Origin of the sequence: Siphonobacter sp. (assembly GCF_048595215.1) — a bacterium.
In the GTDB taxonomy this organism is placed as follows: domain Bacteria; phylum Bacteroidota; class Bacteroidia; order Cytophagales; family Spirosomataceae; genus Siphonobacter.
The window spans coordinates 1-23,431 of record NZ_JBMDWJ010000030.1 but is presented as its reverse complement, the minus strand read 5'-3'; the positions used below and the strand labels follow the sequence as shown (position 1 = coordinate 23,431).

Annotated in this window: 21 protein-coding genes; 10 read left to right on the top strand and 11 right to left on the bottom strand. The window is 48.3% G+C overall.

The features are described 5' to 3' along the window. Window positions 1-70 precede the first annotated feature (70 nt). The gene (fusA, locus tag ACOJTG_RS01805; RefSeq protein ID WP_420152239.1) at window positions 71-2,164 is read left to right on the top strand and encodes an elongation factor G; all 2,094 of its coding nucleotides are present in this window, start codon (window positions 71-73) and stop codon (window positions 2,162-2,164) included. A gap of 169 nt (window positions 2,165-2,333) precedes the next feature. Continuing rightward, window positions 2,334-2,639, top strand: a complete 306-nt coding sequence (gene rpsJ / locus ACOJTG_RS01800; RefSeq protein ID WP_094811061.1) for a 30S ribosomal protein S10 — start codon at window positions 2,334-2,336, stop codon at window positions 2,637-2,639. Between the two features lie 405 nt (window positions 2,640-3,044). Here rpsJ and ACOJTG_RS01795 read toward each other — a convergent pair whose 3' ends face one another. Next, window positions 3,045-4,316 carry a Glu/Leu/Phe/Val family dehydrogenase gene (locus ACOJTG_RS01795; protein ID WP_420152238.1) on the bottom strand — a complete coding sequence of 424 codons (1,272 nt, stop codon included), beginning with the start codon at window positions 4,314-4,316 and terminating at the stop codon, window positions 3,045-3,047. Window positions 4,317-4,706: 390 nt separating this feature from the next. Here ACOJTG_RS01795 and ACOJTG_RS01790 point away from each other — a divergent pair, with 390 nt between their 5' ends. The 5 genes from ACOJTG_RS01790 (at window position 4,707) to ACOJTG_RS01770 (ending at window position 8,687) form a co-directional block, all read left to right on the top strand. Beyond that, the gene (locus ACOJTG_RS01790; protein ID WP_094811071.1) at window positions 4,707-5,096 is read left to right on the top strand and encodes a TraR/DksA family transcriptional regulator; all 390 of its coding nucleotides are present in this window, start codon (window positions 4,707-4,709) and stop codon (window positions 5,094-5,096) included. Window positions 5,097-5,307: 211 nt separating this feature from the next. Continuing rightward, entirely contained in the window at window positions 5,308-6,264 is a 957-nt protein-coding gene (locus ACOJTG_RS01785) for a hypothetical protein (RefSeq protein WP_420152237.1), read from the top strand. Window positions 6,265-6,366: 102 nt separating this feature from the next. Further along, window positions 6,367-7,239, top strand: a complete 873-nt coding sequence (locus ACOJTG_RS01780) for a helix-turn-helix domain-containing protein (protein ID WP_420152236.1) — start codon at window positions 6,367-6,369, stop codon at window positions 7,237-7,239. Window positions 7,240-7,377: 138 nt separating this feature from the next. After that, the gene (locus ACOJTG_RS01775; protein ID WP_420152235.1) at window positions 7,378-7,911 is read left to right on the top strand and encodes a YceI family protein; all 534 of its coding nucleotides are present in this window, start codon (window positions 7,378-7,380) and stop codon (window positions 7,909-7,911) included. A 323-nt stretch (window positions 7,912-8,234) separates the two neighbouring features. Next, window positions 8,235-8,687 carry a hypothetical protein gene (locus tag ACOJTG_RS01770; protein WP_420152234.1) on the top strand — a complete coding sequence of 151 codons (453 nt, stop codon included), beginning with the start codon at window positions 8,235-8,237 and terminating at the stop codon, window positions 8,685-8,687. Window positions 8,688-8,763: 76 nt separating this feature from the next. Here ACOJTG_RS01770 and ACOJTG_RS01765 read toward each other — a convergent pair whose 3' ends face one another. From ACOJTG_RS01765 to ACOJTG_RS01740, 6 genes are all read right to left on the bottom strand, one after another. Then, window positions 8,764-9,663: a hypothetical protein gene (locus ACOJTG_RS01765; RefSeq protein ID WP_420152233.1), complete on the bottom strand. Its 900-nt coding sequence runs from the start codon at window positions 9,661-9,663 to the stop codon at window positions 8,764-8,766. A gap of 27 nt (window positions 9,664-9,690) precedes the next feature. After that, window positions 9,691-10,725 (bottom strand): cytochrome-c peroxidase, encoded by a 1,035-nt coding sequence (locus tag ACOJTG_RS01760; protein WP_420152232.1) that lies wholly within the window; start codon window positions 10,723-10,725, stop codon window positions 9,691-9,693. Further along, the gene (locus ACOJTG_RS01755; RefSeq protein WP_420152231.1) at window positions 10,718-11,515 is read right to left on the bottom strand and encodes an MbnP family protein; all 798 of its coding nucleotides are present in this window, start codon (window positions 11,513-11,515) and stop codon (window positions 10,718-10,720) included. The genes ACOJTG_RS01760 and ACOJTG_RS01755 overlap by 8 nt, the downstream gene beginning before the upstream one ends. Before the next feature lie 23 nt (window positions 11,516-11,538). Further along, complete coding sequence (locus ACOJTG_RS01750) at window positions 11,539-12,630, bottom strand: cytochrome-c peroxidase (RefSeq protein WP_420152230.1); 1,092 nt, start codon at window positions 12,628-12,630, stop codon at window positions 11,539-11,541. An 85-nt stretch (window positions 12,631-12,715) separates the two neighbouring features. Then, window positions 12,716-13,117: a hypothetical protein gene (locus ACOJTG_RS01745; RefSeq protein WP_420152229.1), complete on the bottom strand. Its 402-nt coding sequence runs from the start codon at window positions 13,115-13,117 to the stop codon at window positions 12,716-12,718. Window positions 13,118-13,184: 67 nt separating this feature from the next. Further along, on the bottom strand, window positions 13,185-14,078 hold the full coding sequence (locus ACOJTG_RS01740; RefSeq protein ID WP_420152228.1) for an alpha/beta fold hydrolase: 894 nt from the start codon (window positions 14,076-14,078) through the stop codon (window positions 13,185-13,187). Window positions 14,079-14,153: 75 nt separating this feature from the next. Between ACOJTG_RS01740 and ACOJTG_RS01735 the strand changes: the two genes are divergently transcribed. Then, window positions 14,154-14,585, top strand: a complete 432-nt coding sequence (locus ACOJTG_RS01735) for a DUF2059 domain-containing protein (RefSeq protein WP_420152227.1) — start codon at window positions 14,154-14,156, stop codon at window positions 14,583-14,585. Between the two features lie 79 nt (window positions 14,586-14,664). Here ACOJTG_RS01735 and ACOJTG_RS01730 read toward each other — a convergent pair whose 3' ends face one another. Both ACOJTG_RS01730 and ACOJTG_RS01725 read right to left on the bottom strand, forming a co-directional pair. Then, complete coding sequence (locus ACOJTG_RS01730; RefSeq protein ID WP_420152226.1) at window positions 14,665-16,077, bottom strand: alpha-L-fucosidase; 1,413 nt, start codon at window positions 16,075-16,077, stop codon at window positions 14,665-14,667. Window positions 16,078-16,165: 88 nt separating this feature from the next. Next, window positions 16,166-17,395: an ROK family transcriptional regulator gene (locus tag ACOJTG_RS01725; RefSeq protein WP_420152225.1), complete on the bottom strand. Its 1,230-nt coding sequence runs from the start codon at window positions 17,393-17,395 to the stop codon at window positions 16,166-16,168. A 343-nt stretch (window positions 17,396-17,738) separates the two neighbouring features. Between ACOJTG_RS01725 and ACOJTG_RS01720 the strand changes: the two genes are divergently transcribed. Both ACOJTG_RS01720 and ACOJTG_RS01715 read left to right on the top strand, forming a co-directional pair. Next, on the top strand, window positions 17,739-18,782 hold the full coding sequence (locus ACOJTG_RS01720) for a N(4)-(beta-N-acetylglucosaminyl)-L-asparaginase (RefSeq protein ID WP_420152224.1): 1,044 nt from the start codon (window positions 17,739-17,741) through the stop codon (window positions 18,780-18,782). Between the two features lie 195 nt (window positions 18,783-18,977). Continuing rightward, a complete protein-coding gene (locus ACOJTG_RS01715) occupies window positions 18,978-20,825 on the top strand; it encodes a beta-N-acetylhexosaminidase (protein WP_420152223.1) in 1,848 nt (615 codons plus the stop codon). A 72-nt stretch (window positions 20,826-20,897) separates the two neighbouring features. On the opposite strand, the gene ACOJTG_RS01710 is transcribed toward ACOJTG_RS01715, so the two are convergent. Both ACOJTG_RS01710 and ruvX read right to left on the bottom strand, forming a co-directional pair. Beyond that, on the bottom strand, window positions 20,898-22,727 hold the full coding sequence (locus ACOJTG_RS01710; RefSeq protein ID WP_420152222.1) for a glycogen synthase: 1,830 nt from the start codon (window positions 22,725-22,727) through the stop codon (window positions 20,898-20,900). A 286-nt stretch (window positions 22,728-23,013) separates the two neighbouring features. Beyond that, entirely contained in the window at window positions 23,014-23,430 is a 417-nt protein-coding gene (gene ruvX, locus ACOJTG_RS01705; protein ID WP_420152221.1) for a Holliday junction resolvase RuvX, read from the bottom strand. Window position 23,431: the final 1 nt, after the last annotated feature.

Here is a 23,431-nt window from a genome sequence, read left to right as displayed (position 1 = left end):
TTCCCATTTCGATTGGAAGTCCTGGCAAGCAAGGGACCGGTACGGAAACAAACACAATCAAAAACCAATAATGGCAAGAGATTTAAAATTCACTCGAAACATTGGTATTGCCGCCCACATTGATGCAGGGAAAACGACTACTACGGAGCGTATTCTCTACTATGCGGGTGTTAGCCACAAAATCGGTGAAGTACACGATGGTGCTGCTACCATGGACTGGATGGATCAGGAGCAAGAGCGTGGAATTACGATTACTTCTGCTGCTACCACAGTAAACTGGAAGTACCGTGATCACTCTTATCACATCAACATCATCGATACTCCGGGTCACGTTGACTTTACGGTAGAAGTAAACCGTTCATTACGCGTACTCGATGGCTTAGTATTCTTGTTCAGCTCAGTAGATGGCGTTGAGCCTCAGTCTGAGACGAACTGGCGTTTGGCTGATAACTACAAAGTTCCCCGGATCGGTTTCGTTAACAAGATGGACCGTTCAGGTGCTGACTTCCTGAATGTAGTAAAGCAAGTAAAAGAAATGCTGGGTAGCAATGCAGTACCCCTGCAATTGCCGATCGGTGCTGAAGATAACTTCCGTGGTGTTGTTGACTTAGTAAACTTCCGTGGTCTGATCTGGAACGAGGCTGACAAAGGTATGACCTTTGAAGTAGTCCCCATTCCGGAAGACATGCTGGAAGAAGCTACGGAATACCGCGAAAAATTACTTGAAGCAGTAGCTGATTATGATGAAACGCTGATGGAAAAATACTTCGAAGATCCTGAGTCGATCTCTGAAGATGAAATCCTGAATGCACTTCGTCGGGCTACGATTGAAATGAAAATCGTACCGATGTTGTGCGGTTCTTCGTTCAAGAACAAAGGGGTACAGACGATGCTTGACTACGTGATGGCTCTGATGCCTTCGCCGCTGGACAAAGAAGCTATCGTAGGTACGAACCCTAACACGGATGCGGAAGTAGTTCGTCATCCAACGGAGTCTGATCCATTCGCGGGTCTGGCTTTCAAAATTGCTACTGATCCCTACGTAGGTCGTCTGTGCTTTGTACGGGCGTACTCAGGGGTACTGGAAGCCGGTTCTTACGTTTTGAATACCCGTTCAGGTAACAAAGAGCGTATCTCTCGTATCTTCCAGATGCACGCAAACAAGCAGAACTCTATCGACCGCTTAGCGGCTGGTGACATCGGAGCTGTGGTTGGTTTCAAAGACATCAAAACGGGAGATACCCTGTCGGATGAGAAGAACCCAATCGTTCTGGAATCTATGGATTTCCCAGATCCCGTTATCGGTTACGCAATCGAGCCGAAGAAATCAGCTGATCAGGATAACTTCTCGAAAGCCATTACGAAGCTGATCGAAGAAGATCCGACGTTGAAAGTTGAAACCAACGAAGAAACGGGTCAGACGATTATGCGTGGTATGGGTGAGCTTCACTTGGAAATCATCATCGACCGGATGCGTCGTGAGTTCAAGGTTGAAGTAAACCAAGGTGCTCCGCAGGTTGCTTACAAAGAAGCCCTGACGAAGAATGCCGAACACCGTGAAGTTTACAAGAAACAAACGGGTGGTCGCGGTAAATTCGCCGATATCGTATTCGAAATCGGACCCCGCGAAGATGGTAAGCCTGGTCTGGAGTTTGTAAACGAAATCGTAGGTGGTACGATCCCTCGCGAATTTATTCCTGCAATCCAGAAAGGTTTCGACGAGGCTATGAAAAATGGTCCTCTCGCCGGATACCAAATGGATTCTATGCGGGTTCGTTTATTCCATGGTTCTTTCCACGATGTCGATTCAGATTCACTGTCTTTCGAAATGGCTGCCCGTCTGGGTTACAAAGAAGCCGCTCGTTCAGCAGGTGCGAAACTGATGGAGCCCATCATGGCCGTTGAAGTACTGACGCCGGATGAATACACGGGACCGATCACGGGTGACTTGAACCGTCGTCGTGGTATCATGAAAGGTATGGATACCCGTAACGGTGCTCAGGTAATCAAGGCTGATGTACCTCTGTCAGAACTGTTCGGTTACGTAACGGATCTGCGTACGATGTCTTCAGGTCGTGCTACGGCTAACTTGACCTTCTCTCACTACGAGTTCGTTCCGCAAAACATTGCTGAAGACGTAGTGAAGAAAGCGAAAGGAGTATAATTTCTGGTTGATAGTTATTAGTTGATGGTTGTTAACGCATGTAACTGTACAAACAACTATCAACTAATAACCAACCACTACATAAAGACTTCCCTGCCGGAGTAAATGGTTCTTTCGGTGATGGGTATGCGGAAACGCAATTTTTTTAACGAACCAGTTATTAACTCTGATGAGCCAAAAAATTCGCATTAAGCTCAAGTCATTTGACCACAACCTGGTGGACAAATCGGCTGAACGCATCGTGAAAGCCGTAAAGGCTACGGGTGCTGTGGTAAGTGGTCCTATCCCCTTGCCAACTGACAAGCAAATCTATACCGTACTGCGTTCACCGCACGTAAACAAAAAAGCTCGGGAGCAATTCCAGCTTTGCACCTACAAACGTTTGGTTGACATTTACTCAACGTCAGCTAAAACGGTAGACGCCCTGATGAAGTTAGAACTTCCCTCAGGTGTTGACGTGGAAATCAAAGTTTAAGTAGCTTTAGGTATTAAAAAAAGCCCGTTTTCGAAAGAAGACGGGCTTTTTTAATACTCGTAATTTTGTAGTGCCAGGATAGCCACGATAACGTGCCCTGTGTAGTGTGAAACTGGTTATGTAAAAATTCTCAAGAGAAGAATTAAGTGCGTGGCGTTTGTAAAGCCAATAGAATAGAAGGGTAATCCACACCCATCCGTTTTTTTTATTGGAATCAACTGCGATAAAGCTAATACAATAGTTACATCTATTCACACTACAGAAAATAGGAATAGGCAAACCTTACTTTCAAATGCTGGTATAACAGCTAAACAGGTGAGTACTCGTAAGCTATCTACCATGCCTAGAAAGCAAAAAGCCCCGTCAGGGTAACTGACGAGGCTTTTTAAAAGAGCAAGATATAGATTAGTATCCGCCCCGGAACTTATACGTATCGGCTACCTTTTTCATCGCAACCATGTACGCGGCAATCCGCATGGGGACTTTGTACTCCTGAGAGGTATTGTACACCCGATCAAAAGCATCTTTCATAATCCGGTCCGAACGACGATTGATCCGGTCGAGCGTCCATTTGTAACCAATTCGGTTCTGTACCCACTCGAAGTAGGATACCGTAACGCCACCCGCATTCGCCAGAATATCGGGTACCACCAGAATGCCTTTTTCGTTAATGATTTCGTCGGCACTGGCGGAAGTAGGACCGTTGGCCCCTTCCACAATCAGTTTAGCCTGAATACCGCCGGCGTTATCATCCGTAATGACATCTTCCTTCGCTGCGGGTACGAGTAAATCTACCGGTAGCGTCAAGAGTTCTTCATTCGTAATTTTCGTCGCTTCTGAATAGCCTTCGAGCAAACCTTTATGCTGGTCGCGGTACTGCATGGCTTTCAGAATGTCGATACCGTTTTCGTTATAATAGGCTCCGGTTACGTCACTGATACCGAGCACCTTCACGCCACGTTCCTGCAACAGGGCTGCCGCATGGGAGCCTACGTTACCGAATCCCTGAACGGCGGCCGTAGCCCGGTAGGGATTAATGCGTAATTTTTCCATGGCGGAAATGGAGGCCGTCATTACCCCGCGACCCGTAGCTTCTTTCCGGCCCAGTGAACCACCCAGTACGAGAGGTTTACCCGTGACGACTGCGTTGACCGTCATGCCGTACGATTTGGAGTATTCGTCCATCAACCAAGCCATCTCGCGTTCGCTCGTACCCATATCCGGAGCTGGAATATCCCGATCCGGACCAAAGACATCAAGCATCGCACCGGTATACGCCCGCATTAATCGCTCGATTTCACCGGTGGACATTTCGCGGGGATTACAACGAATACCACCTTTCGCTCCACCATAAGGTATATCAACTACGGCACACTTCCAGGTCATCCAGGCTGCTAATGCTTTTACTTCGTCCATGTTCACATCGGGATCGAAGCGGATACCGCCTTTGGAAGGTCCAAGAATCGTGGAGTGTACGACGCGTATCCCTTCAAAAACTTTGACGGAGCCATCGTCCATGGTTACGGGCAAGCCCACCACCACTTGTTTACGGGGTACCATCAGAATATCATACATCTCTGGAGAGATGTTCAATAATTTAAAAGCTTCATTGAAGCGTTGCTTCATGGATTCCAGCGGACTTTCGTGTTGCAAGGGTGCTGGCTCTATATACGTCATGGCTTGTTCTTATTTTAGTAATAAATTGGATTAAAATAATAAATATTTTGATCCGCCGCAAACTTAACAGGATTCTTTTAAGAAAAACAAACGTGCTCGAATTAGCGGTTCCTGAACTCTCAACCAGAATTTATATATTTAAAGGGAATACGGAATTGTCATTTGAAAAACGAAACGATTGCCAAAGAAAGAATGCTTTTCATCGGTAAAGGAGTAGAATAATTTTTTTGATTGTTTGGGCGTTTCCGTAAAAAAGTTACTTTTGTTCCTTTTTTTTAGAATATATTTTTGTCACCGCCCCCAAGGGTAAGGGCCTGTTGATCACTGCCGCCGTAGAAACTATTTGGTATCGATATTCGTTTATATTTCTAACAAACCCCGTGCAATATGATGTCCCCAGTAGAAGAAAAAACCCGTTATTCGGAAGAAGAGTTAAAGGAATTTGAAGAGTTGATTCAAAAGAAATTAGGTGACACCCGAACGGAGCTTAACTACATTCGGGAGGCCCTGAGCAAGCGGAATGATCCTGGTACGGACACTACTTCGGGTAATACCAAATTGCTGGAAGACGGAGCAGATACGAGCGAACGCGAAAACCTGAGTCAGTTAGCCGCTCGTTTACAGAAGTATGCGACGCAGTTGGAAAATGCACTGATTCGTATTAAAAATGGTACGTACGGCGTTTGTGTGGATACGGGTAAACTGATTCCGAAAGAACGACTCCGCGTGGTTCCGCATACGCAGCAAACGATTGAAGCAAAACTACGGAAACAAAGCTAGCCGTACCTTTACTGCATTACAGCCGCTTTCCTTTTCCTCCTATTTTATACCCTTGTATCACAAAGGCCAGCCCACTCTGGCCTTTTTTTATGGCCTCTTGACTGTATCACGCTGCTTTTTAGGCAGTACTTCGTCGGGAATATCGGGCGAGTGCACGGAATCGCTAAGTTCAGCGTTGTAGGGACAGGCCTTTCATTTTTTATCCTTTTTCATGCGAATTCTTTTTACGTTCGGTATGCTTTTGTGGGCTTCACTGTCCTACGCCCAGCTTTCCTTAACCCCTAGCCGGATTTTTGCTTCCGGGATCAACGTACGGGCTGAAGTGACGCCGGCGGCCTCGATCAATGATACGGCTCGTTTAGGCTATTCCCGGTTTAACGTGCAGGGAATTATTCCCATTCGGGGTGGGGCAGGTGTGAAGTTCCATAATTTCAACCTGCGTAAAATCGACGTTGAAATCAACCAGATGTTTCTGGCCATCAACGCGGGGTACCGAATGCCGAATTTCTCCTTCGATAAAAATGATCAGGGCATTTATACAGTTTCCGCGGCCATTACGGGTATCCACGCCAGCTTACGGGATAAAATTTGGGTATACGCGGTGGGTTTAGGCGTGAGTGAAACCGAAGATTTATTCAGCTTTAGTAAAGCTCGCCCGTATGGCGTAGGTGGAGCCGTGCGGGTACGCATTGCGGGCTTGCGTACGCAGTGGTTTTACGGGGGAGCGGTCGTTTTTGAGCCGGGTCGGATTACGCCCATTCCCATTGGTGGTATCAACGCCCGTATTGCGAAAAATACCCGCCTGACGCTCATTTTACCTTTACAGGCTTCCATTGCCCAGAAGGTTTCCAAACAGACTTGGCTCGAAGCCGGAATCGCTGCTGGTGGTTTTAATGCGGGCTATCTTACGCCTAACCTCAATCCCAATGCCATTCGACTGGCGTATCGGCAGGGGAAAGCAAGCTTCACGGTGAACTATAGCCCGGTCAAGCCCGTACAGCTTTCGTTTGAGGCCGGTATGACCGGCTTGCGTACGTTGAAAACCATGCGAGCTGGGGATGTACTGGAGAAATTTACGATTAATAGTAGCCCCTTTATGGCCGTATCCTGTTATTTCAATTTATCGAAATCCGTGCTTGACTCCCGGGGCTTCGGCTCAATTCTCTAAGGAAACCAATTCGAGAAACGAAAGAAAGCGTTCATTTTAAGCGTATACCGTTGAGTTTATAAAAACTTCCTTCAATATTCGTTTCCTCAACGCCTGGTTTGCATGGAAACGCTTCACCTTCATACAACAGATACGACTCCTTTTGAAATTCATCCCATGTCTTGGGTGGACGAACAACGCCATGAACATACGCTGACGCCGCATCGCCACGATTACTACGTGATTATTGGCGTAACCAGTGGTCGAGGCAGTCACAACGTGGATTTCCAACACTATGACGTTCAGCCGGGTAGCTGGTGGTTTCTTTCGCCGGGGCAGGTGCATCACCTACAAATGGACGGACCGCACGAAGGCTGGGTACTGAGTTTTGAGCCGGATTTTTTCTGTGTATCCGAAGCCAATCGGGAGTTGCTTATTAATACGGGATTATTTCAAAACGTACTTGATTTCAAGCCGTATTTCATCCCACCCGAGCAACTGGATTTACTAGAACCGTATTTGCAAACGCTCCAGGGCGAGTACCAGCAAAAGCGGGCGTTACGGGAGGATATGATTCGGGCCTGGCTACAACTATTTCTGATTCAGGCGTCGCGAACCTTTGCCGACCAACTGGTAACGGTCTCCGAAACGTCGAAATCCGTGTGTATCGCCCGTCAATTCCAAGATCTGGTGGATCGGGATTTTACCCGGAAAACCCGCGTATCGGAGTATGCTGACCAGCTTAATATCACGCCCAGCCATTTGAATGATACGGTGAAAAAAGTAACCGGACAGCCCGCTTCCGAGCACATCAAGCAGCGGGTGGTACTCGAAGCGAAACGCCGGGCCTTTTACGGAACTACGTCCGCTAAAGAAATTGCTTACGAGCTGGGTTTTGAAGATGAAGCTCACTTCTCGAAGTACTTCAAAGCCAATACGGGTCAAACGTTTACCGATTATCGCAAAGCCATCCGTCATAAATACGTCGAAAAATAGCCGTACGTACACTAGGATAAAGAACTGTAGGCGTGGACTTTTTGAAAGATCAGTAATTCTGACAAGATATTCCGCGATTTTGACAAGTATAAATTATATGTATATACATACATTTGTATCAACAAAAACAACAAACACATGGCAACTCCAGCAAAATGGGTAATTGACCCTACTCACTCGGAAGTACAGTTTAAAGTAAAGCACTTAGTAATTACGACCGTAACGGGTCAGTTCAGCCAGTTCAGCGGTGAAGCTACGGCCAGCGATGATTTCTCAGACGCTCAAGTGCATTTCGAAGCCGAAATTGATTCCATCTCTACCAATAACGAAGCTCGGGATGGTCACCTGAAAAGCGAAGATTTCTTTGCCGCCGAGCAACACCCCAAATTGAGCTTCGTCTCTACGGGCATCAGCAAAAAAGGTGATGAAGAATTTGTATTGAATGGTGATCTGACCATTCGTGGCGTAACCAAACCTGTAGCGTTTGCTGTAGAATACGGTGGAACGGTAGTGGATCCGTACGGACAAACGAAAGCTGGTTTTGAGGTAAAAGGTAAAATCAACCGGAAAGATTACGGTCTGACCTGGAGTGCAGTAACGGAAGCCGGTGGAGCCGTAGTAAGTGACGAAGTACGTTTAATTGCAAACGTTCAGTTCGTGAAACAAGCCTAAGTAAGCATTCGATTTCTTCCCATTTGCAGTATATAAATTTAGCCGGGTCGTTTCCTTTCAGGAAATAGCCCGGCTTTTATGCATTACGAAAAATAGAGTAACCAAAAGCTAAAGCTATGTAGGAAGGGTTGACGGCTTTTCAATGTTTGATAGGTTGATTTTAAAGTAAAAAGGGCTTGATCGCCTTGTGTACTTGTTTTAACTTCAAAGCTCATAACTGCTCAGACTTGAAACCTGAACAGCTATCAAACCCAGCCAAACCCGTAGCCTAGTGGCCCGAGTTTTTTATTTTAAATCCTCAATCAACCTAGCATTTAAGTATTATGAGTAATTCACGTAAAGAAGCCATACACGCGGCTATGATGGCCGTTACTCAGGAAACCCTCGACGACCTCGTCAACCAGATGGAAACGATTCGTTCCAGCGTGATTGAAGATCAGGAAGAAGCACAGAGCGAATCCTACGAATCCAATAACGAAATGCTGATGAATGATCGTCGCGATCTGGAAGGCCGGGCGGAAGTCATTCGTCGTGACCTCGCCACCCTGGATCAGATGGGTACGGAAATGCAGCACGATGCTGTACAGGTAGGCTCCGTAGTATTAACCGATCAGCGTAACTTTTATGTAAGCATCAGCCGAAACTGTGAAGTCGATGGCGTGGAATACATCGGTATTTCTACTTCAGCACCGATCTATACGGTACTGGAAGGAAAGAAAGCCGGCGATCGCTTCGAATTTGCTGATCAGCATTATACAATCTCAGAAGTATTTTAAGTCATAGAGTGTTCCGTCTGGAAAAAGTGAACCCTGAGCAAAGAAATTCTTCGCTCAGGGTTCACTTTTTAATAGGCTACAGCAGCACCGTAACATGCAGTTGTAGCCGCTGTTTCGCCCGACTATCTCCCCCGGAAAGCTCTTGAGCCAGCGGTTGCTGAATATTGGCACCCGCTACGAAGCGACCGAAATAAGCTTCCACACCTGCCGTAGCAAGCGTTGCGTAGCCGCCCGTCTGGGAATTACGCACGCCCTCTTTCAGGTCGCGACTAGAATACTCAGCCGTTATACCCGCGTTTGGCATCAGCGTCAGCTTCTTTCCGGCACTGGTTACGTAAAAGACCGACGTAGAGCCGCTAAGCCGATTTCCGAATCGATAGTTTTGAGCGTTGGACGTCGTCATACGGTAGCTAACGTCCGAGTTCCAGCCCCAAGAACGGTACCGAAGCGTATAAATCGCATTCAGCAGGAAATCCGTACTGCCCGTTCCGAGCTGGAAATTAGCATTGGCTCCCAGCGATCCATCGTTTACGAAATTCGAGCGACCCGTGGCCAGCTTCACACCACCACCCAAGAGCAGGGTATGATTCACGGCCCGGTCCGTCGTGTCCATGTTCGTATTGAAAACGTTGTAATTAGCTAGTACCGTAATATCACCCAGTCCATTCAATCGTGAGGAAGTTGCGGCGTCGGACTGGTAATTGAAGTTGTAGGGTACAAAGGCCAGCATCTGAATTCGCTGGGTCGGATAAAAACGTCCCCAAAGCTCCGTGGTGTGAAAGGTTTCCTTGGTACGCAGGAGTTGGGAATTCAGGTGCGAGTTGTAGGTACGGTACCGATACCGAACGCCCACAAAATTGCGGTACGACTGCGGCATGATACCGTAATAGGCATTGCCCACGCCACAGCCACAGATATCGCAGGCCCACGCGGGCAGCGACAAGCTCCATAATAGAAGCAGTAGGATTTTTTTCATGAAAAGTGAAAGCGAAAAACCGACGGGTCAGGGAACCGCCAGTTGCTTGTTCGTAAGAAATTCTTCGTCGGTCAGTGTTTTCAGGAAAGCAACAATTTGCTGCCGTTCCTGCTGCGTGAGAGCGATTCCTCGCTTGCCGTTGCTGGCTTTCAGAATCGGGTCCAGGTTGGGCGTATCGTGTACGTTTTCGGCGTAATGATCCAGTACCGCTTCCAGGGTATAGAACCGACCATCGTGCATATACGGACCCGTAACCGCTACATTCCGTAAGCTGGGTACGCGGAAGGTATAGCGATCTTTCTCCTGATTCGTGATCCGGAACCGACCTTCATCGGCATCGCTAGTGAGAAAAAGTCCGTTGTTGCGATAGCTGCGATCCGTAAACAGTTCGCCCGTGTGGCAGGAGGAGCATTTCTGTTGAAAAAGGTGCAGACCAGCCTGCTCGTCGTTCGTCAGTGTAACGCCTTCTTTACGCACAAAATGATCGTAACGAGAATTGGCCGAAACCATCGTTAACATGAACTGGGATAAAGCTTGTAGAAATCGAGTCGTGGTGATTTCTTCTGTACCGTACGCCTTTTTGAACAATAGCGGATACTTTTTCGTGGCCCGTAGCTTATCCAGTACATTCGCCATAGTTTCACCCATTTCTACCTTGCTGATGATTGGAGCGATGGGTACCAGATCCAGATCCGGTACACCACCATCCCAGAAAAACTCCGATTCCCAGGCCAGATTCTGTAGCGGCAGGGAATTCCGGGTTCCTTTCAGGTTGTGGATACCATGACTGACGTCGTGCCCGTGGTGCGTAAATCCGTACGGTTGCGAATGACATTCGGCACAGGAAATGGTATTGTCTTTCGAAAGCAAGGTTTCATTGAAGAGAGCTTTTCCCAGTTCCACACCTGAAGTCGTAAGCGGGTTCCGTTCGAACGCATACAATGGCTTCGGAAAGTTGGTGGGTACGGTAAACGAGACTTCCGGCCCGGTCCGTTCGGGTGACGAACAGGACCAGAACCAGAACAGCAGTACTACCCATACACCGGCCCAGAGCCTAGTCATTGTGAATGTGGTCAACCGTAAACATATTCACGTAGTTGTTGGCCAGCGGAGCCGCTACGGAAGGATCATGTACTGATTTGGTATCCTGAAGTTTCAGGGCCGTCGTACTGTTGAAAAACTTCTGAAGATTGACTACAAAATGAATCGTCGGGCTGATGGCCTTACGTACCGTAGCCGTTCCGTTCAGGGGCAAGGTTACGGTGCGGATGTTATTGGGGGCCTTCGCTGAGTAACCGCCAAAACCGCCTACGTGGTACTGAAAGGGTCGAACTCCCGCTCCATTGGCCGGTACGACCGGGGAGGTTCCTTCAAACTTGAGGAAGATATAACCGGAATTCCATCCCCAGTACATGTTATCTTCTTTATAATTGGAAGGGTCCAGTACACCCGTACGTTCGCCTGCGGGGGAAGCACTCTTCAGGCTATCGACACCCACCATAAAGCTGACCTCGCTGTAATCGCCTTCTGGAACGTTTTTCAGTTTAGGCTCCCAAGTCTCCGAATCGGCCTGGCGAATCAAGAAGTACTGATCCGGAAATTTTGTAACGGTACCATCCGTTTTTTTCAGCGAAACATTGCTGATGAAGTAATTCAGCGTAGTTACTGAAAACTCCTCGCCGAAGTCGTTTTTATACGGCGTAGTACCCAGTACCAGCTTTTGAGCACCTACCCGGTTATCAAACTCAAGCGTCAAGCTAGAACCATCTGGTTCGGGTTCTTCGTTTTTACAGGACGTGAAAACGGTGGTACAAAGAGCAAATAGAAGTAGGAAAAAGGGATTGATTTTCATTGAAAAAAGTATCTTGAATTTGCCTACCGAACGGGGAATCCCGCTGGTTCGGCAAAGCGTTGGTCTTTTAAAAATTCAGTATCCGTCAGCGTATTCAGAAAAGCGATGATCTTGCGTTTTTCGTCGGCGGTCATGGATATGCCTAAGCGTCCGTTTTGCTTCAGCAGCGGATCGAGGTTGGGCGTATCCTGTACGCCTGAAGCGTAATGATCGAGCATTTCCTGTAACTTGGTAAAGCGGCCGTCGTGTGTATAGGGCAGACTTTCGGCGATGTTCCGCAGGCTGGGTACCTTGAACTTGAAGCGGTCCGATTCCTGTTTGGTCACGTTATATCGTCCTTCGTCTATTACCACTTGTAGCATAGGTTTACCATTAACGTATACCACTTTGGTACGCTCAAACTTCGGTAGGCCGTTATTGCGGAAGCTACCGTCCGTGAACAACTCCCCGGCGTGACAGCTTTTACAGCCTTTCGATTCGAAGAGTTTCATGCCTTCCAGCTCATCCGCCGACAGGGTCTCGCCTTCCTTGCGGACGTATTTGTCATACCGTGAATTGGCTGAAACCAGCGTCAGCATAAACTGAGTAAGGGCATGAAGCGTCCGGTCTGCCGTAATGTCTTCCGTACCGTACGCGGCTTTGAACAGGGGCGGGTAGCCCTTCGTCCGCTGGAGTTTCTTTACTACGTTTTCCATGGTATCGTCCATCTCATCGGGATGAGTGATTGGTACAATGGCTTGTAGATCAAGATTTTCTACGGCACCGTCCCACATGTAATGTTTTTGCCAGGCCAGATTCTGAAGAGCCAGCGAGTTGCGAAGGCCCGTCCGGTTTTCGATACCGTGACTCAAGTCGTGCATGTGGTGGGTAAAGGCGTAGTATTGACGGTGGCATTCGCCGCAGGCAATGGTACTGTCCCGCGAGAGGATTCCGTCGTAAAACAACTGTTTACCCAGGGCAAAACCCGCTTCGGTCACCGGCTTTTGGGCGACGGGGTAATCGGGTTGTGGAAAGTTCTTAGGTATACTGAACAAGGGCACGGGTGCCGAGGGAGCGGGGTCCTTCGAGCACGCCAGACTGATCAGAAAAATCAGGAATGGGTATACTTTTCTCATAAGCAAAGCCTTGCCGGCGGCACACAGCCGTACAATTCATTTATACGTCGAGAAAGGTGTAAAAGTGTCTGTTAGTACCTAAAAACTAGGAAAAGATCGCCTGGGGCGGGCGAAAACAATCACTCAATGAATCATGCACGTAGACTGGAGCCCGGAAAGGCGTGGGCTCTAGCTCACGTTCGGCCCATGAAGGAAGGCCAAACGTAAAGGTCATCAGCAGATGTTCATGCGGCAGTTCCAGCAACTGCGTTACCAGACGCTGGCTGGCCTCGCGTTCATCGTGTTCCTGAGCGGCTTTAAGTTTTTTCGCCAGGTAACATTTTCCGTCGCAGTGTAATTCGGGACGCAAACGATTTTCGCAGAGGTACTGGGCAATGTAATCGTGCCGAAGCTCGAAGTCAACCAGAATGACCGGGACTACGAGCGTGCGTAACATCAGAAGCGATGTCAGCACATACACGCCGAAAGTCCGCAGAGTTGCATTCATGCGTGCAAAGCTAAAGCCGGAAAGGAAATCACGTATTATTTATTTCACAAAAATCCGTGGAGAACAATCAGTCCAGTCGCGAGGTCGTCAAAACATGCTGTTTGGGAAGCTTACGTAATTCCTGGATCATCAGCGGTTTAATAATGGGTCGGGCTGTCCACATAATCCCGTGTCGCTGACGGGCGAGGTAAATGACATCAACGCTTGGAGCATTCACGAGTTGTTTCGCCGCCCAAAGTGGATTTACCGGGTACAGCAGTCGATCTTCCAGGCCATGTACCATGGTCACGGGCATACGAATGTTTTTCCAGAGCGGTACCATCGTGACCAGGTGCGGGTAGTGATTCTGTTTTTCATCGTCGGCCACGTGTATGAAACCTGGAATCCAGGCGGAAAATATCGGTACAAGCTTCGAAATGGGGTAGATTTTCTCGGCTCCGGGTTTGTAAGAGCCGCACACGAGGAGCAGTCGGTCAAAGGCATCCGGATTGTCCATCGCCAGTCGGGAAGCTACCGTAGCTCCGTAGGAAGTGCCGAAAAGTAGGGTCGGGCGATGATCCTGCGTTTGCCAGAGCATTTTTGTTAGTACTTCCGATTGCCGGGAAATAAACTTCTCTCCCCAACCGTAATCCGACTCACCGTAACCCGGCCGGTCGGGAGCAATGAGCTGAGCCTGTTTTTGTAAATCCGGATCATTCAGGTAAAAGCGTAAACCTTCCAGCGAACTCGGCGATCCGTGCAGCAGTACCATTTTTCTAGGCAAGGTGTCGGAACCAATTTTCAAGTATCGGATCGTACGGCCTAATGTATCGTAATAAACAATTTTAACCGGGATGCCTTTGTCAATCAGATCTTTGCGGATTTCTCGCCTGGAGTACCGCCGGTGCTCGAAACAGGACGTACAAACGAAAGTCAGAAGAATAAGAATAAAAAACAGCCTGGGTTTCATATAACGTGTCATGACTTACAAACGGAAATGGGGCTACGCAGAATTCCGGATAGAAAGCTTAATTTCCCGGAAAATCGAAGCAATCCCATGAAATACCTTTTACCCTTTTGTTTTTTACTGCTCCCGTTGGGAGCCCTGGCCCAAAATCCCGTCCCTGAGAAAGAGCGTTTAATTCGTAAACTCATGCAGGTAAGCAAAGTTTTTGAGTTAGCTCGCTATACAATGGATGCTACCATCGAAGGGCAGCGTAAGGTGGCCAATCCGAACTTGCCCGAGGGTTTTTGGGAAGAATTCAAAAAGGAAATTACCGATGAGAAGCTGTACGAATTGTACGTTCCCATTTTCTCTAAACACTATACGGAAGAAGATTTGAAAGGACTGATCACTTTCTATGAAACGCCGCTTGGACAAAAAATGGTACAAAACCAGCCGCTGGTTATGCAGGAAGCGTCCCAGGCAGGGGAACAACTGGGGGCCGAAATCGCTATGAAAGTGTATACAAAACTGAAGAAAGAATAATAAAAGCAGGGTACAAAAAAAGGTGATACACGAAGCGTATCACCTTTTTTTGTGGGTGCCAGTGGGCTTTCGATAGCCCTTATTTTTTCGCTAGCTTAAAGACGTATACGGGTGAATCGCCCGCCTGCTTGCGAAGACTTTCCGGCAGTTTTACAACTTTATCCTGGGCTTTGATCGAGCCTTTGGTACCGAGTAACTGAATGGTCTGCGACTTTTCCAGAATCGGGATTTCCAGTGAAGCGGGTAGCGTCTCACCTTCTGCCGCCCGGTACAGAGCATACAGCGTATTTCCTTTCTTCGTGTACGCCCATTTGCCGGACTGGTACGGAGCTACGGCGGTCGTTTCATAAATCGCTTCCCCGTTTACGTTCATCCATTTGCCAATGTCAGCCAGTCGCTGGTAGGCTTCTTCGTGCCATTCGCCGTCGGGACCGGGAGCCACGTTCAGCAGCAGGTTACCGCCTTTCGACACGATGTCCGCCAGCATATGAATCAGCTTCCGCGTGGATTTGAAGTTTTCCTTGGGAATATAGCTCCAGGAATCGCCCATGGTCATGCAGCTTTCCCAGGGGAAGGGAAGGGCTTCGCTGGGTACCGATTGCTCGGGCGTAACGTAGTTTTCGTACTCGCCCGCTACCGTACGATCCACCACGAGCAGACCCGGCTGATGCTCGCGGGCCATTTTGGCAATTCGCGGCATGTCAATGTCCTGATCGAAAGGAATGGCTTTCTGCCAGCTCACCGTTGAGTCGATGGTACTGAACGGACGAACCCAACCGCCGTCGAGCCAGAGAATATCCATTTTACCATAATCCGTCATCAATTCCTGAATCTGGTTGTAGGTAAACTGCTTGAACTGATTCCACTTCTCGGGGTACTTGCTGGGTACGTAACTGGAATTGCGGTCTTTGGGAGGAAAGTATGACCACCAGTAGCTATCGGTGTGCCAGTCAGGCTTGGAGAAATACGCTCCAACCATGAATCCCTGATCCCGGAACGACTTGAACACTTCCTTGGCTACGTTGGCCTTCGGATTGGTTTTAAAGGGCGTATTAGTGATTTTGTAATCCGTCTGCTTGGTATCAAACATGCAGAAGCCGTCGTGGTGCTTCGTCGTAAAGACCACGTACTTCATTCCCGCCTCTTTGGCGGCTTTCGCCCAGCGGTCGGGGTTGAATTTGACGGGATTGAACGTTTGGGGAATTTTTTCGTAGGCTTGTTTATAATCGTACCAATTCGCCGCGTAAGGGCCTTTCCGTTCACACCAGCCTTCGTCCTCGGGGCACAAGGACCAGGATTCAACGATGCCCCACTGGCTGTAGGTTCCCCAGTGCATCAGCAAGCCAAATTTGATGCCCTGCCACTGATCCAGTTTTGCTTTAACCGCCGGATCTTTGGGCGTTACGTACCCTACATGGTGCTGTTCGGAATGTTGCTGAGCCCGAACGAAAAGACTCGTCAAAACGAGAAGACTAGTAAAAAATGACTTCATAACAGGAGAAAGAAAGAAACAAAAAACCGTGCTCAGCGACCTGATCCGGTACGCGGATTTGGCGACAGGCACGGTTCAAAAAAGAATTCTAAACGGTAGCAAAGAGCTGGTCCATCACGTAAATGTGAATGCCGACCCATTTGGCCCGCTCGCCCAATTGCGAGATTTCAATGCTGAGTTCGTTGCGGAAATCACTCAGACAGTATTTATTGATGGCTTGTCCGATGGGATTAGTAATAAAGGCATCGGCTTTTACGACAATACCGTCCACAATCACAATTTCCGGATTGAATAAGTGTACGGCCATCGAAAGCCCTTTCCCTAATTCCGTACCTACGTCAAAAAGAATATCAATGGCGAAAGCGTCACCTTCCAAAGCGGCTTCGATTACTTTTTCAATGTCGATTTCTTCAATACGATCGAGGTAGGCCGATAATTTCGAAGCACGGCCTTCTTTCAGTCCTCGCTGTACGCGGCGACTTAGCGAACGAGCCGAAGTGATTGTATCCAGACAACCTACTTTGCCGCAGTGGCATAATTCACCGTCGGGATCGATCTGGATGTGACCCAGCTCCCCGGCAAAACCGGCGGCTCCCTGAAAGATTTCGCCGTTCAGGATAATTCCTAACCCGACGCCCCAGTCAATGTTAATGGCTAGTACGTGCTTTTTGCCACGAGCCAGCCCGAACCGATGCTCGCCAAGTACCGTAGCTTTGGTATCGTTAATGACGTAAACGGGTAAACCAAATTGCTCAGAGATGAGGGTACTGAGTGACTTATCTTCCTGATTAATTCGCCGATAGGTCATGTTCGTGCCGTTCTGGTAGTGAATCAGACCCGGCATGGAAATTCCGATCGCCACCAGATCAGCGGTTTGCATCCCTGATTCATGGAGCACTTCCTGCGTAACCGTCAGTAGGGATTTGGTAAACTCCGCACTATCTTCCAGGCCTAACAGCACATCTCTACGGAAAATAACCTCCCGTTGCATGTTCATAATCAGTACCTTCGTATCGTGCGTACTGATGTCGAGAGCGAGGATGTATTTATCCTGCGGATTCAGGCCAAATAAAACCGGACGGCGTCCGTGATTACCAACCGCCGTGCCGAAAGTGGTCACCCATTTTTCTTCGACTAGCTCTTCAACAATATTGGTGATGGACGGAACACTACTATGTAAATTCTTCGCCAGTTGAGCGAGTGTACCCACTTCGGCCTGATATAACTCAGCCAGAACGCCCCTGCGGGAGACGCTCTTCTTATAATCAACAACACTTTTCTTGGGTACTATTTCTTCTTCGGCTGGAGCTGGATGCATTATCAAAAAGGTTAGGAGACAGGGGTACGAATCAAATTATTTGGTCGAAAGGTATTATACCGATAGATGATTGTACTTTTGAAATTTTATTGTAAATAAACACCTGTTTTTTAAAAATATTAACAAATTATTTAAAAATCCAGTCTGTTTTATAAAGAAGGTACGCTAGGATTTGGCATCTTCACCATTAAATTCAATGATTTTGTTGAAAATAGGAAAATTTCCAACGCGGAACCGTACCTGTTTCAAAAATAAAGAACATCGCTCAAAATGCATTACTGATCCGGTAATGCGTTGATAGCGAAAGCAATACAGTTTTATCCATTGATCACACACTTCACTTATGACAACGCGTCGATCTTTCCTTCGCTGGTCCACACTGGCAGTAACCTTTGCTCCAGTACGCTCGCTAGTAGCTAGTCCGCAGGCTACGGCTGCCAAGCCGGTAGTTGTTTCCACCTGGGATAGCGGTCTGGCTGTAAATGCGGTCGCCTGGAACGTACTCAAACCCGGTGGATACGCTTTGGATGCCGTGGAGGAAGCCGCTAAATCCATTGAAAAAGAAATTAGCTGCTGTGTGGGCTTGGGTGGATATCCTGACCGGGAAGGCCACGTATCACTGGATGCGTGTATCATGAATGAGAAATACGATTGTGGCTCGGTAGCGGGGCTTGAACGCATTCTACACCCAATTTCCGTGGCTCGTAAAATCATGGAAACCACGCCGCACGTCATGCTGGTAGGCGAGGGAGCCCAGCAGTTTGCCGTAGCGAATGGCTTTAAGCTGGAATCCGACGAACTTTCCGCTGATGCCGCCAAAGCGTACAAGGAATGGCTGAAAAAATCCGAGTACAAACCCCTGATGAACATTGAACAGCAGCAGGGTAAAACGCCTAAACGGGCGGCAGGCGGACCCTTTGCTCCCAATCAGTTCGAGGACGGTTCCTTTAACCACGATACCATGGGTACGATTGCTCTGGATAGCAAAGGCCGACTGGCCGGAGCTTGTACCACCAGCGGTATGGCTTTCAAAATGCGGGGCCGTATCGGCGACTCTCCTTTAATCGGCTCTGGTTTATATGTAGACGGCGAAATTGGAGCAGCCACCTCATCGGGGCAGGGAGAAGAAGTAATTCGTCTGGGCGGAACGCACCTCGTCGTTGAGTTTATGCGAAACGGAGCCACACCAATGGAAGCCTGCAAAAAGGCCGTGGAGCGTCTGGTCAAAATCAATCCTAAAAAAGCGAAAGAATTTCAGGTGGGTTTCATAGCTATCAACCTGAAGGGCGAAGTGGGTGCTTATTCCGTCAACAAAGGTTTTAGCTACTCCGTTACCCAAGGCGACGACGGTGGTAAAGTCTTCATGGCCGAGAGTTACTACAAATAAAATTGATCCAAAATTGTGCATTCGTTTGCAGACCTCTGTGCACACGTTTGTTCATCCCCGGTACAACAGATGCACCATACTTGCGAAAGCAAAGGCTCGTATCTTGCCGTACTCCGAAGCAAGTTGCCTCGCTTCGTATTATCCCGTTTACTCCAAAAGTGAAGCGTAACTGCTCATTTTTGAAACCTATTGTACATGAAACGTTTCGTACTTTCTGCTTTTCTGGCGGCGGCTAGCGTAGCCACTTTCGGGCAGTCACTCATTCCTCAGCCCGTATCCCTGCAACAGGGTTCCGGAGCCTTCCGTTTTAATGCCCAAACTCAACTGGTAGCGTCTACGCCCGAAGCGAAGCGACTGGCGGTTTTACTCAACCAGTACCTGAAGAAACAGGCGGGTTATGAGTTGAAAATAGTCGCTAAAGCTCCCGCTTCTAATTTTGTTGCTTTTAACGAAAAAACGGGCTTACCTACCGAAGGTTACGAGCTCAAGGCTACCGCTCAGAGTATTCAGATTGCGGGCAAAGACGCGGGCCTGTTTTATGGCTTACAGTCATTACTGCAATTATTTCCGGAAGGAAAAGCAGAAATCGCGGCGGTTACCATCGAAGATCATCCGCGGTTTGGCTATCGCGGCCTGATGTTGGATGTAGGTCGGCATTACATGCCCGTATCGTTCATCAAACAAATGATTGACGAAATGGCCCGACTGAAATTCAACCGTTTTCACTGGCATTTAACCGAAGATCAAGGCTGGCGGCTGGAGATTAAAAAGTATCCTAAACTAACGCAGATAGGGGCTTTTCGTGATGAAACGCTGATCGGTGGATACGGAGACCGGATGCCACAACAGTTCGATGGTATCAAGTACGGCGGGTTTTACACGCAGGACGAGGCCCGTGATATCGTTAAGTACGCGGCCGACCGGCATATTGTCGTGATTCCTGAAATTGAATTGCCTGGTCACTCCACGGCGGCTTTGGCGGCTTATCCGGAGCTGGGTTGTACGCCCGGACCTTTTAAAGTACAGACAACCTGGGGCGTACACAAAGACGTATTTTGTCCGAAAGAAGAGACGTTTACATTCCTGGAAAATGTACTGACGGAAGTAATGGCCATTTTCCCTTCTCCATATATTCACATCGGTGGTGATGAGTGCCCCAAAGACCGATGGAAGGAATCGGAATTTTGCCAGAATCTGATCAAGAAAGAAAATCTGAAAGACGAGCACGGCCTGCAGAGTTATTTTATTCGACGGATCGAAAAGTTCCTGAATTCAAAAGGCCGTAACATTATTGGCTGGGACGAAATTCTGGAAGGCGGTCTGGCTCCCAACGCTACCGTGATGAGCTGGCGTGGCGAACAGGGAGGCATTGCGGCGGCGAAGGAAAATCACGACGTCATTATGACGCCCAACAGTCACCTGTACATCGACCACTACCAGGGAAAAGACCGCAAACAGGAGCCACTGGCCATTGGCGGATTCTTGACGCTGGAGAAAGTGTACTCCTACGATCCAACGCCGAAAGAGCTAACGGCCGAGCAGCAAAAGCACATCAAAGGAGTACAGGCCAACTTGTGGACGGAGTACATCCCAACCCCGGCCAAAGCTTCCTTCATGTTGTTTCCACGGGCGTTGGCTTTAGCAGAGGTAGCCTGGTCGCCAGTGAACCGGAAAGAATATACCGAGTTTTCGGAGAAACGAGTACCTAACTACCTACGGCGTATGGAAAAGCGGGATTGGGTCTACCGGGTACCAACGGCTGTTGGTATGCCCGCAGAAGATACGTTACGGGGGAATCAGTTTACGATTCATCTGAAGTCGCCCGTCGAAGGATCCAAAATATATTACAGTATCGATGGTTATGCTCCCAATGAAACGACGCATTTGTACGCCAAACCCATTGCGTTGACCATTCCCGAAAACCGTCGTGTGGATCTGAAAACCATTGTGATTACACCCGAAGGGTTACGGAGTGTGGTGGCTACGACTACCCTGGTGAACGGTACGCCGATGCCCGATAAACAGCCCAGAAAGAAGAATTAATCGAAGTATAGTGGTATAAAAAAGCCCGTCGTAGCAAGTGGTACGACGGGCTTTTTTATAGGGATAATGAGCTTAACTGTATTTACGACGCTTGAGAGCCAGGTCATGGGCCGTATCGTAGTAGCTACGGAGGTTTTTCCAGTCGAACACTTCCGAAATGCTCTCCGTACGGTTCCGCTGCATGATCCGATCCCGGCGAGAAGCCCGTACGAATTTAAACAGCAGTTCCGAAAGCGTCTCGGCAGCTTGATGGAAATCCTGCTCGCTACGATTCAGTACGTAGACACCCCAGTTCTCCGGATCGGCCATGATCTGATTCATGTAATCACCGAAACCCGAAAGGTCACTCGTCACGGTCGGTACGCCCCGTACCACGCATTCTAGCGGCGTATAACCCCAGGGCTCGTAGTAACTTGGGAAAATACCTAAGTGACAACCCCGTACGAAATGACTGTAATCCATTCCGAACAGTGGATTCGTTGATGCGATGAAATCGGGGTGGTATACAATCTTCACCCGGTCCGTTTCATGGTTCTGCATATTGGACTTCCGCAGAAAATCCACGATGGCATCTTCCTGCTTTAGGTAGTGCGTAACCGTCTTGGGTAGATGATGCGTTTTCCAGGATTGAATGGTACGGCGAAGACGAAGCTGCCAGTATTCATCCACGAACTGGTTGAGATCCGGCATCTTCAGATCGTTGCTCGTGGCTGAAGCCATGAACAGTTGTTCCCCAATTTGCCGTTCAATCGCTTCGCAGGTTTGCCGGATTTCGGCCATTACCGCTCGCGTTTGCAGCACATCCGCATCCATCGAATACACCGGGTTTTTGGTAACGATAAACATCACCACCGTCATATCCGAGTTGCTGGCCTGTAGCTTGGCATTGAGTCGATTCAAAGCTTCCAGCGTCAGGTCATACCCCTTGTTAGAGTACTCAAAACGTCCCGACGTAAAGAAATAGAGGGTACGATCCAGATCAAAGGAATAGTTCTGGAAGAAGTGACCCATCACAAACTGGTGAATCTTCTGTTTGTACTGGACGTGCAGGTTCTGAAATTCGTGCGTAGCTGTGAAACGGGTGACGTTAAGCCCATTGGGCAGCGTCAAATCACACTTACGACCGAGTAGAAACTCACATTCTCGAGCCGTAACGTCCGAAACGGTCGTCATGACGTGGCAATGCTGAGCGGCCAGGTATTCGATTGTTGCCTGAGTTTCAATGCCAAAGTGCTTCGCCTGTTCGAGCCAATTAAACGAGGGTAAATTGTCGTAAAAATTAGGGACATTGGGAGCCATATACCGACCCAGCATGGTAGCATGCGTGGTAAAGACGGTTGCCAGTTTGGGAGCTTCCTGAGCCAGATCGGGCAGAGCCGTAGCGGCCATCCACTCGTGAAAGTGGGCCGTAATGTCGTAACGTCCGCTGTGATCTTTTGACAATTCATTCAGGAAAACCCGAACACATTCACCAAAAGCGACCACCTGATTGACCAGATCCTCCGCATTGAGCGTAGAAAGCTGGTGATGGTTCCAGAGGTCGTACTTGAGCTGGTCGAGCCGATCATAAAGCGTATTGAAATTGAACAGCACCAGGCGGGGTTTACCCGTCACCAGCCAGTATCCATACTGAACATCGAAGCCCATGTCCCGCATTTTTCGTACGGTTTTTCCAAGGATCGAATCATCCAGATCGGTAATTGGTTCAAACTCAGCCAAGGCTTTGTCTGGGAAGTAAGGCCCAAGCAAAAAGTAATCATCGCCCCATTTCTCGACCATTGCCGGAACTTTGGAGCGGATTACTGTGTAAATACCCCCTACCTGATTGCATACTTCCCAGGCAATTTCAATCAGGAGTCGAGGCCGTATTTTGGGCTTAATGGGTTCTACTTCGAAAGCCATAGCCAAGCATAAATGTAAATGTTGTGAATGTAAACCGCTTCTTTCCTAAACCTTCTTGAACTGTCAAATATAGAATGGTATTTTTCAAGGGAATTATTCGTCTAAAATAATTCTAAAGTTTTATGCCAAGCTTAGTCAATATTTCTACAATTGACTGACTTTTCTACTACGTTCACTTACCCAACCGAAGATTTAGCAGCGAATTTTAATGCGTAGTGAAATGAAAACCTGTTTCCACCTTAGAATGTTATAGACGCGTAAAGCTGGCGGCCTTTCGTATCTTGATTTATATTCGGCGAGTTTCTAAAAACGATTGTAATATAATCGTTGCCGATACCCGATCTACAACGCCCTTATCGCGACGGTCTTTCTTGGTGGTGCCCATCGAAATCAACGCCTGCAATGCCATCACCGAAGTGAACCGTTCATCGTGTTCGTGCACGGGTGTTTCCGGAAAGCTTTTTCGTAACAGGCGAATAAATCCCCGTACGTGAGGCGTATTGGACGTATCCGTACCATCAAGATTCGTAGGCATGCCTACCACAAAGGCTTCTACGCTTTCCCGCTGGCAGTACGCTTTCAAAAAGTTCATCACGTCTTTCGAATGAACCGTTTCCAGGGCCGTTGCAATGAGTTGCAACGGATCCGTAACCGCGAGTCCTACGCGTTTGGTACCGTAATCTATAGCAAGAATTCGTGCCAAT

Bases quoted from the DNA above. Each gene is read 5' to 3' on its own strand.
- rpsJ (WP_094811061.1), top strand. From the start codon at position 2,334: ATGAGCCAAAAAATTCGCATTAAGCTCAAGTCATTTGACCACAACCTG.
- ACOJTG_RS01735 (WP_420152227.1), top strand. From the start codon at position 14,154: ATGAAATACCTTTTACCCTTTTGTTTTTTACTGCTCCCGTTGGGAGCC.
- ACOJTG_RS01760 (WP_420152232.1), bottom strand. From the start codon at position 10,725: ATGACTAGGCTCTGGGCCGGTGTATGGGTAGTACTGCTGTTCTGGTTC.
- ACOJTG_RS01740 (WP_420152228.1), bottom strand. From the start codon at position 14,078: ATGACACGTTATATGAAACCCAGGCTGTTTTTTATTCTTATTCTTCTG.
- ACOJTG_RS01790 (WP_094811071.1), top strand. From the start codon at position 4,707: ATGTCCCCAGTAGAAGAAAAAACCCGTTATTCGGAAGAAGAGTTAAAG.
- ACOJTG_RS01720 (WP_420152224.1), top strand. From the start codon at position 17,739: ATGACAACGCGTCGATCTTTCCTTCGCTGGTCCACACTGGCAGTAACC.
- fusA (WP_420152239.1), top strand. From the start codon at position 71: ATGGCAAGAGATTTAAAATTCACTCGAAACATTGGTATTGCCGCCCAC.
- ACOJTG_RS01770 (WP_420152234.1), top strand. From the start codon at position 8,235: ATGAGTAATTCACGTAAAGAAGCCATACACGCGGCTATGATGGCCGTT.
- ACOJTG_RS01750 (WP_420152230.1), bottom strand. From the start codon at position 12,630: ATGAGAAAAGTATACCCATTCCTGATTTTTCTGATCAGTCTGGCGTGC.
- ACOJTG_RS01795 (WP_420152238.1), bottom strand. From the start codon at position 4,316: ATGACGTATATAGAGCCAGCACCCTTGCAACACGAAAGTCCGCTGGAA.
- ACOJTG_RS01780 (WP_420152236.1), top strand. From the start codon at position 6,367: ATGGAAACGCTTCACCTTCATACAACAGATACGACTCCTTTTGAAATT.
- ACOJTG_RS01715 (WP_420152223.1), top strand. From the start codon at position 18,978: ATGAAACGTTTCGTACTTTCTGCTTTTCTGGCGGCGGCTAGCGTAGCC.
- ACOJTG_RS01725 (WP_420152225.1), bottom strand. From the start codon at position 17,395: ATGCATCCAGCTCCAGCCGAAGAAGAAATAGTACCCAAGAAAAGTGTT.
- ACOJTG_RS01730 (WP_420152226.1), bottom strand. From the start codon at position 16,077: ATGAAGTCATTTTTTACTAGTCTTCTCGTTTTGACGAGTCTTTTCGTT.
- ACOJTG_RS01785 (WP_420152237.1), top strand. From the start codon at position 5,308: ATGCGAATTCTTTTTACGTTCGGTATGCTTTTGTGGGCTTCACTGTCC.
- ACOJTG_RS01745 (WP_420152229.1), bottom strand. From the start codon at position 13,117: ATGAATGCAACTCTGCGGACTTTCGGCGTGTATGTGCTGACATCGCTT.
- ACOJTG_RS01755 (WP_420152231.1), bottom strand. From the start codon at position 11,515: ATGAAAATCAATCCCTTTTTCCTACTTCTATTTGCTCTTTGTACCACC.
- ACOJTG_RS01765 (WP_420152233.1), bottom strand. From the start codon at position 9,663: ATGAAAAAAATCCTACTGCTTCTATTATGGAGCTTGTCGCTGCCCGCG.
- ACOJTG_RS01710 (WP_420152222.1), bottom strand. From the start codon at position 22,727: ATGGCTTTCGAAGTAGAACCCATTAAGCCCAAAATACGGCCTCGACTC.
- ACOJTG_RS01775 (WP_420152235.1), top strand. From the start codon at position 7,378: ATGGCAACTCCAGCAAAATGGGTAATTGACCCTACTCACTCGGAAGTA.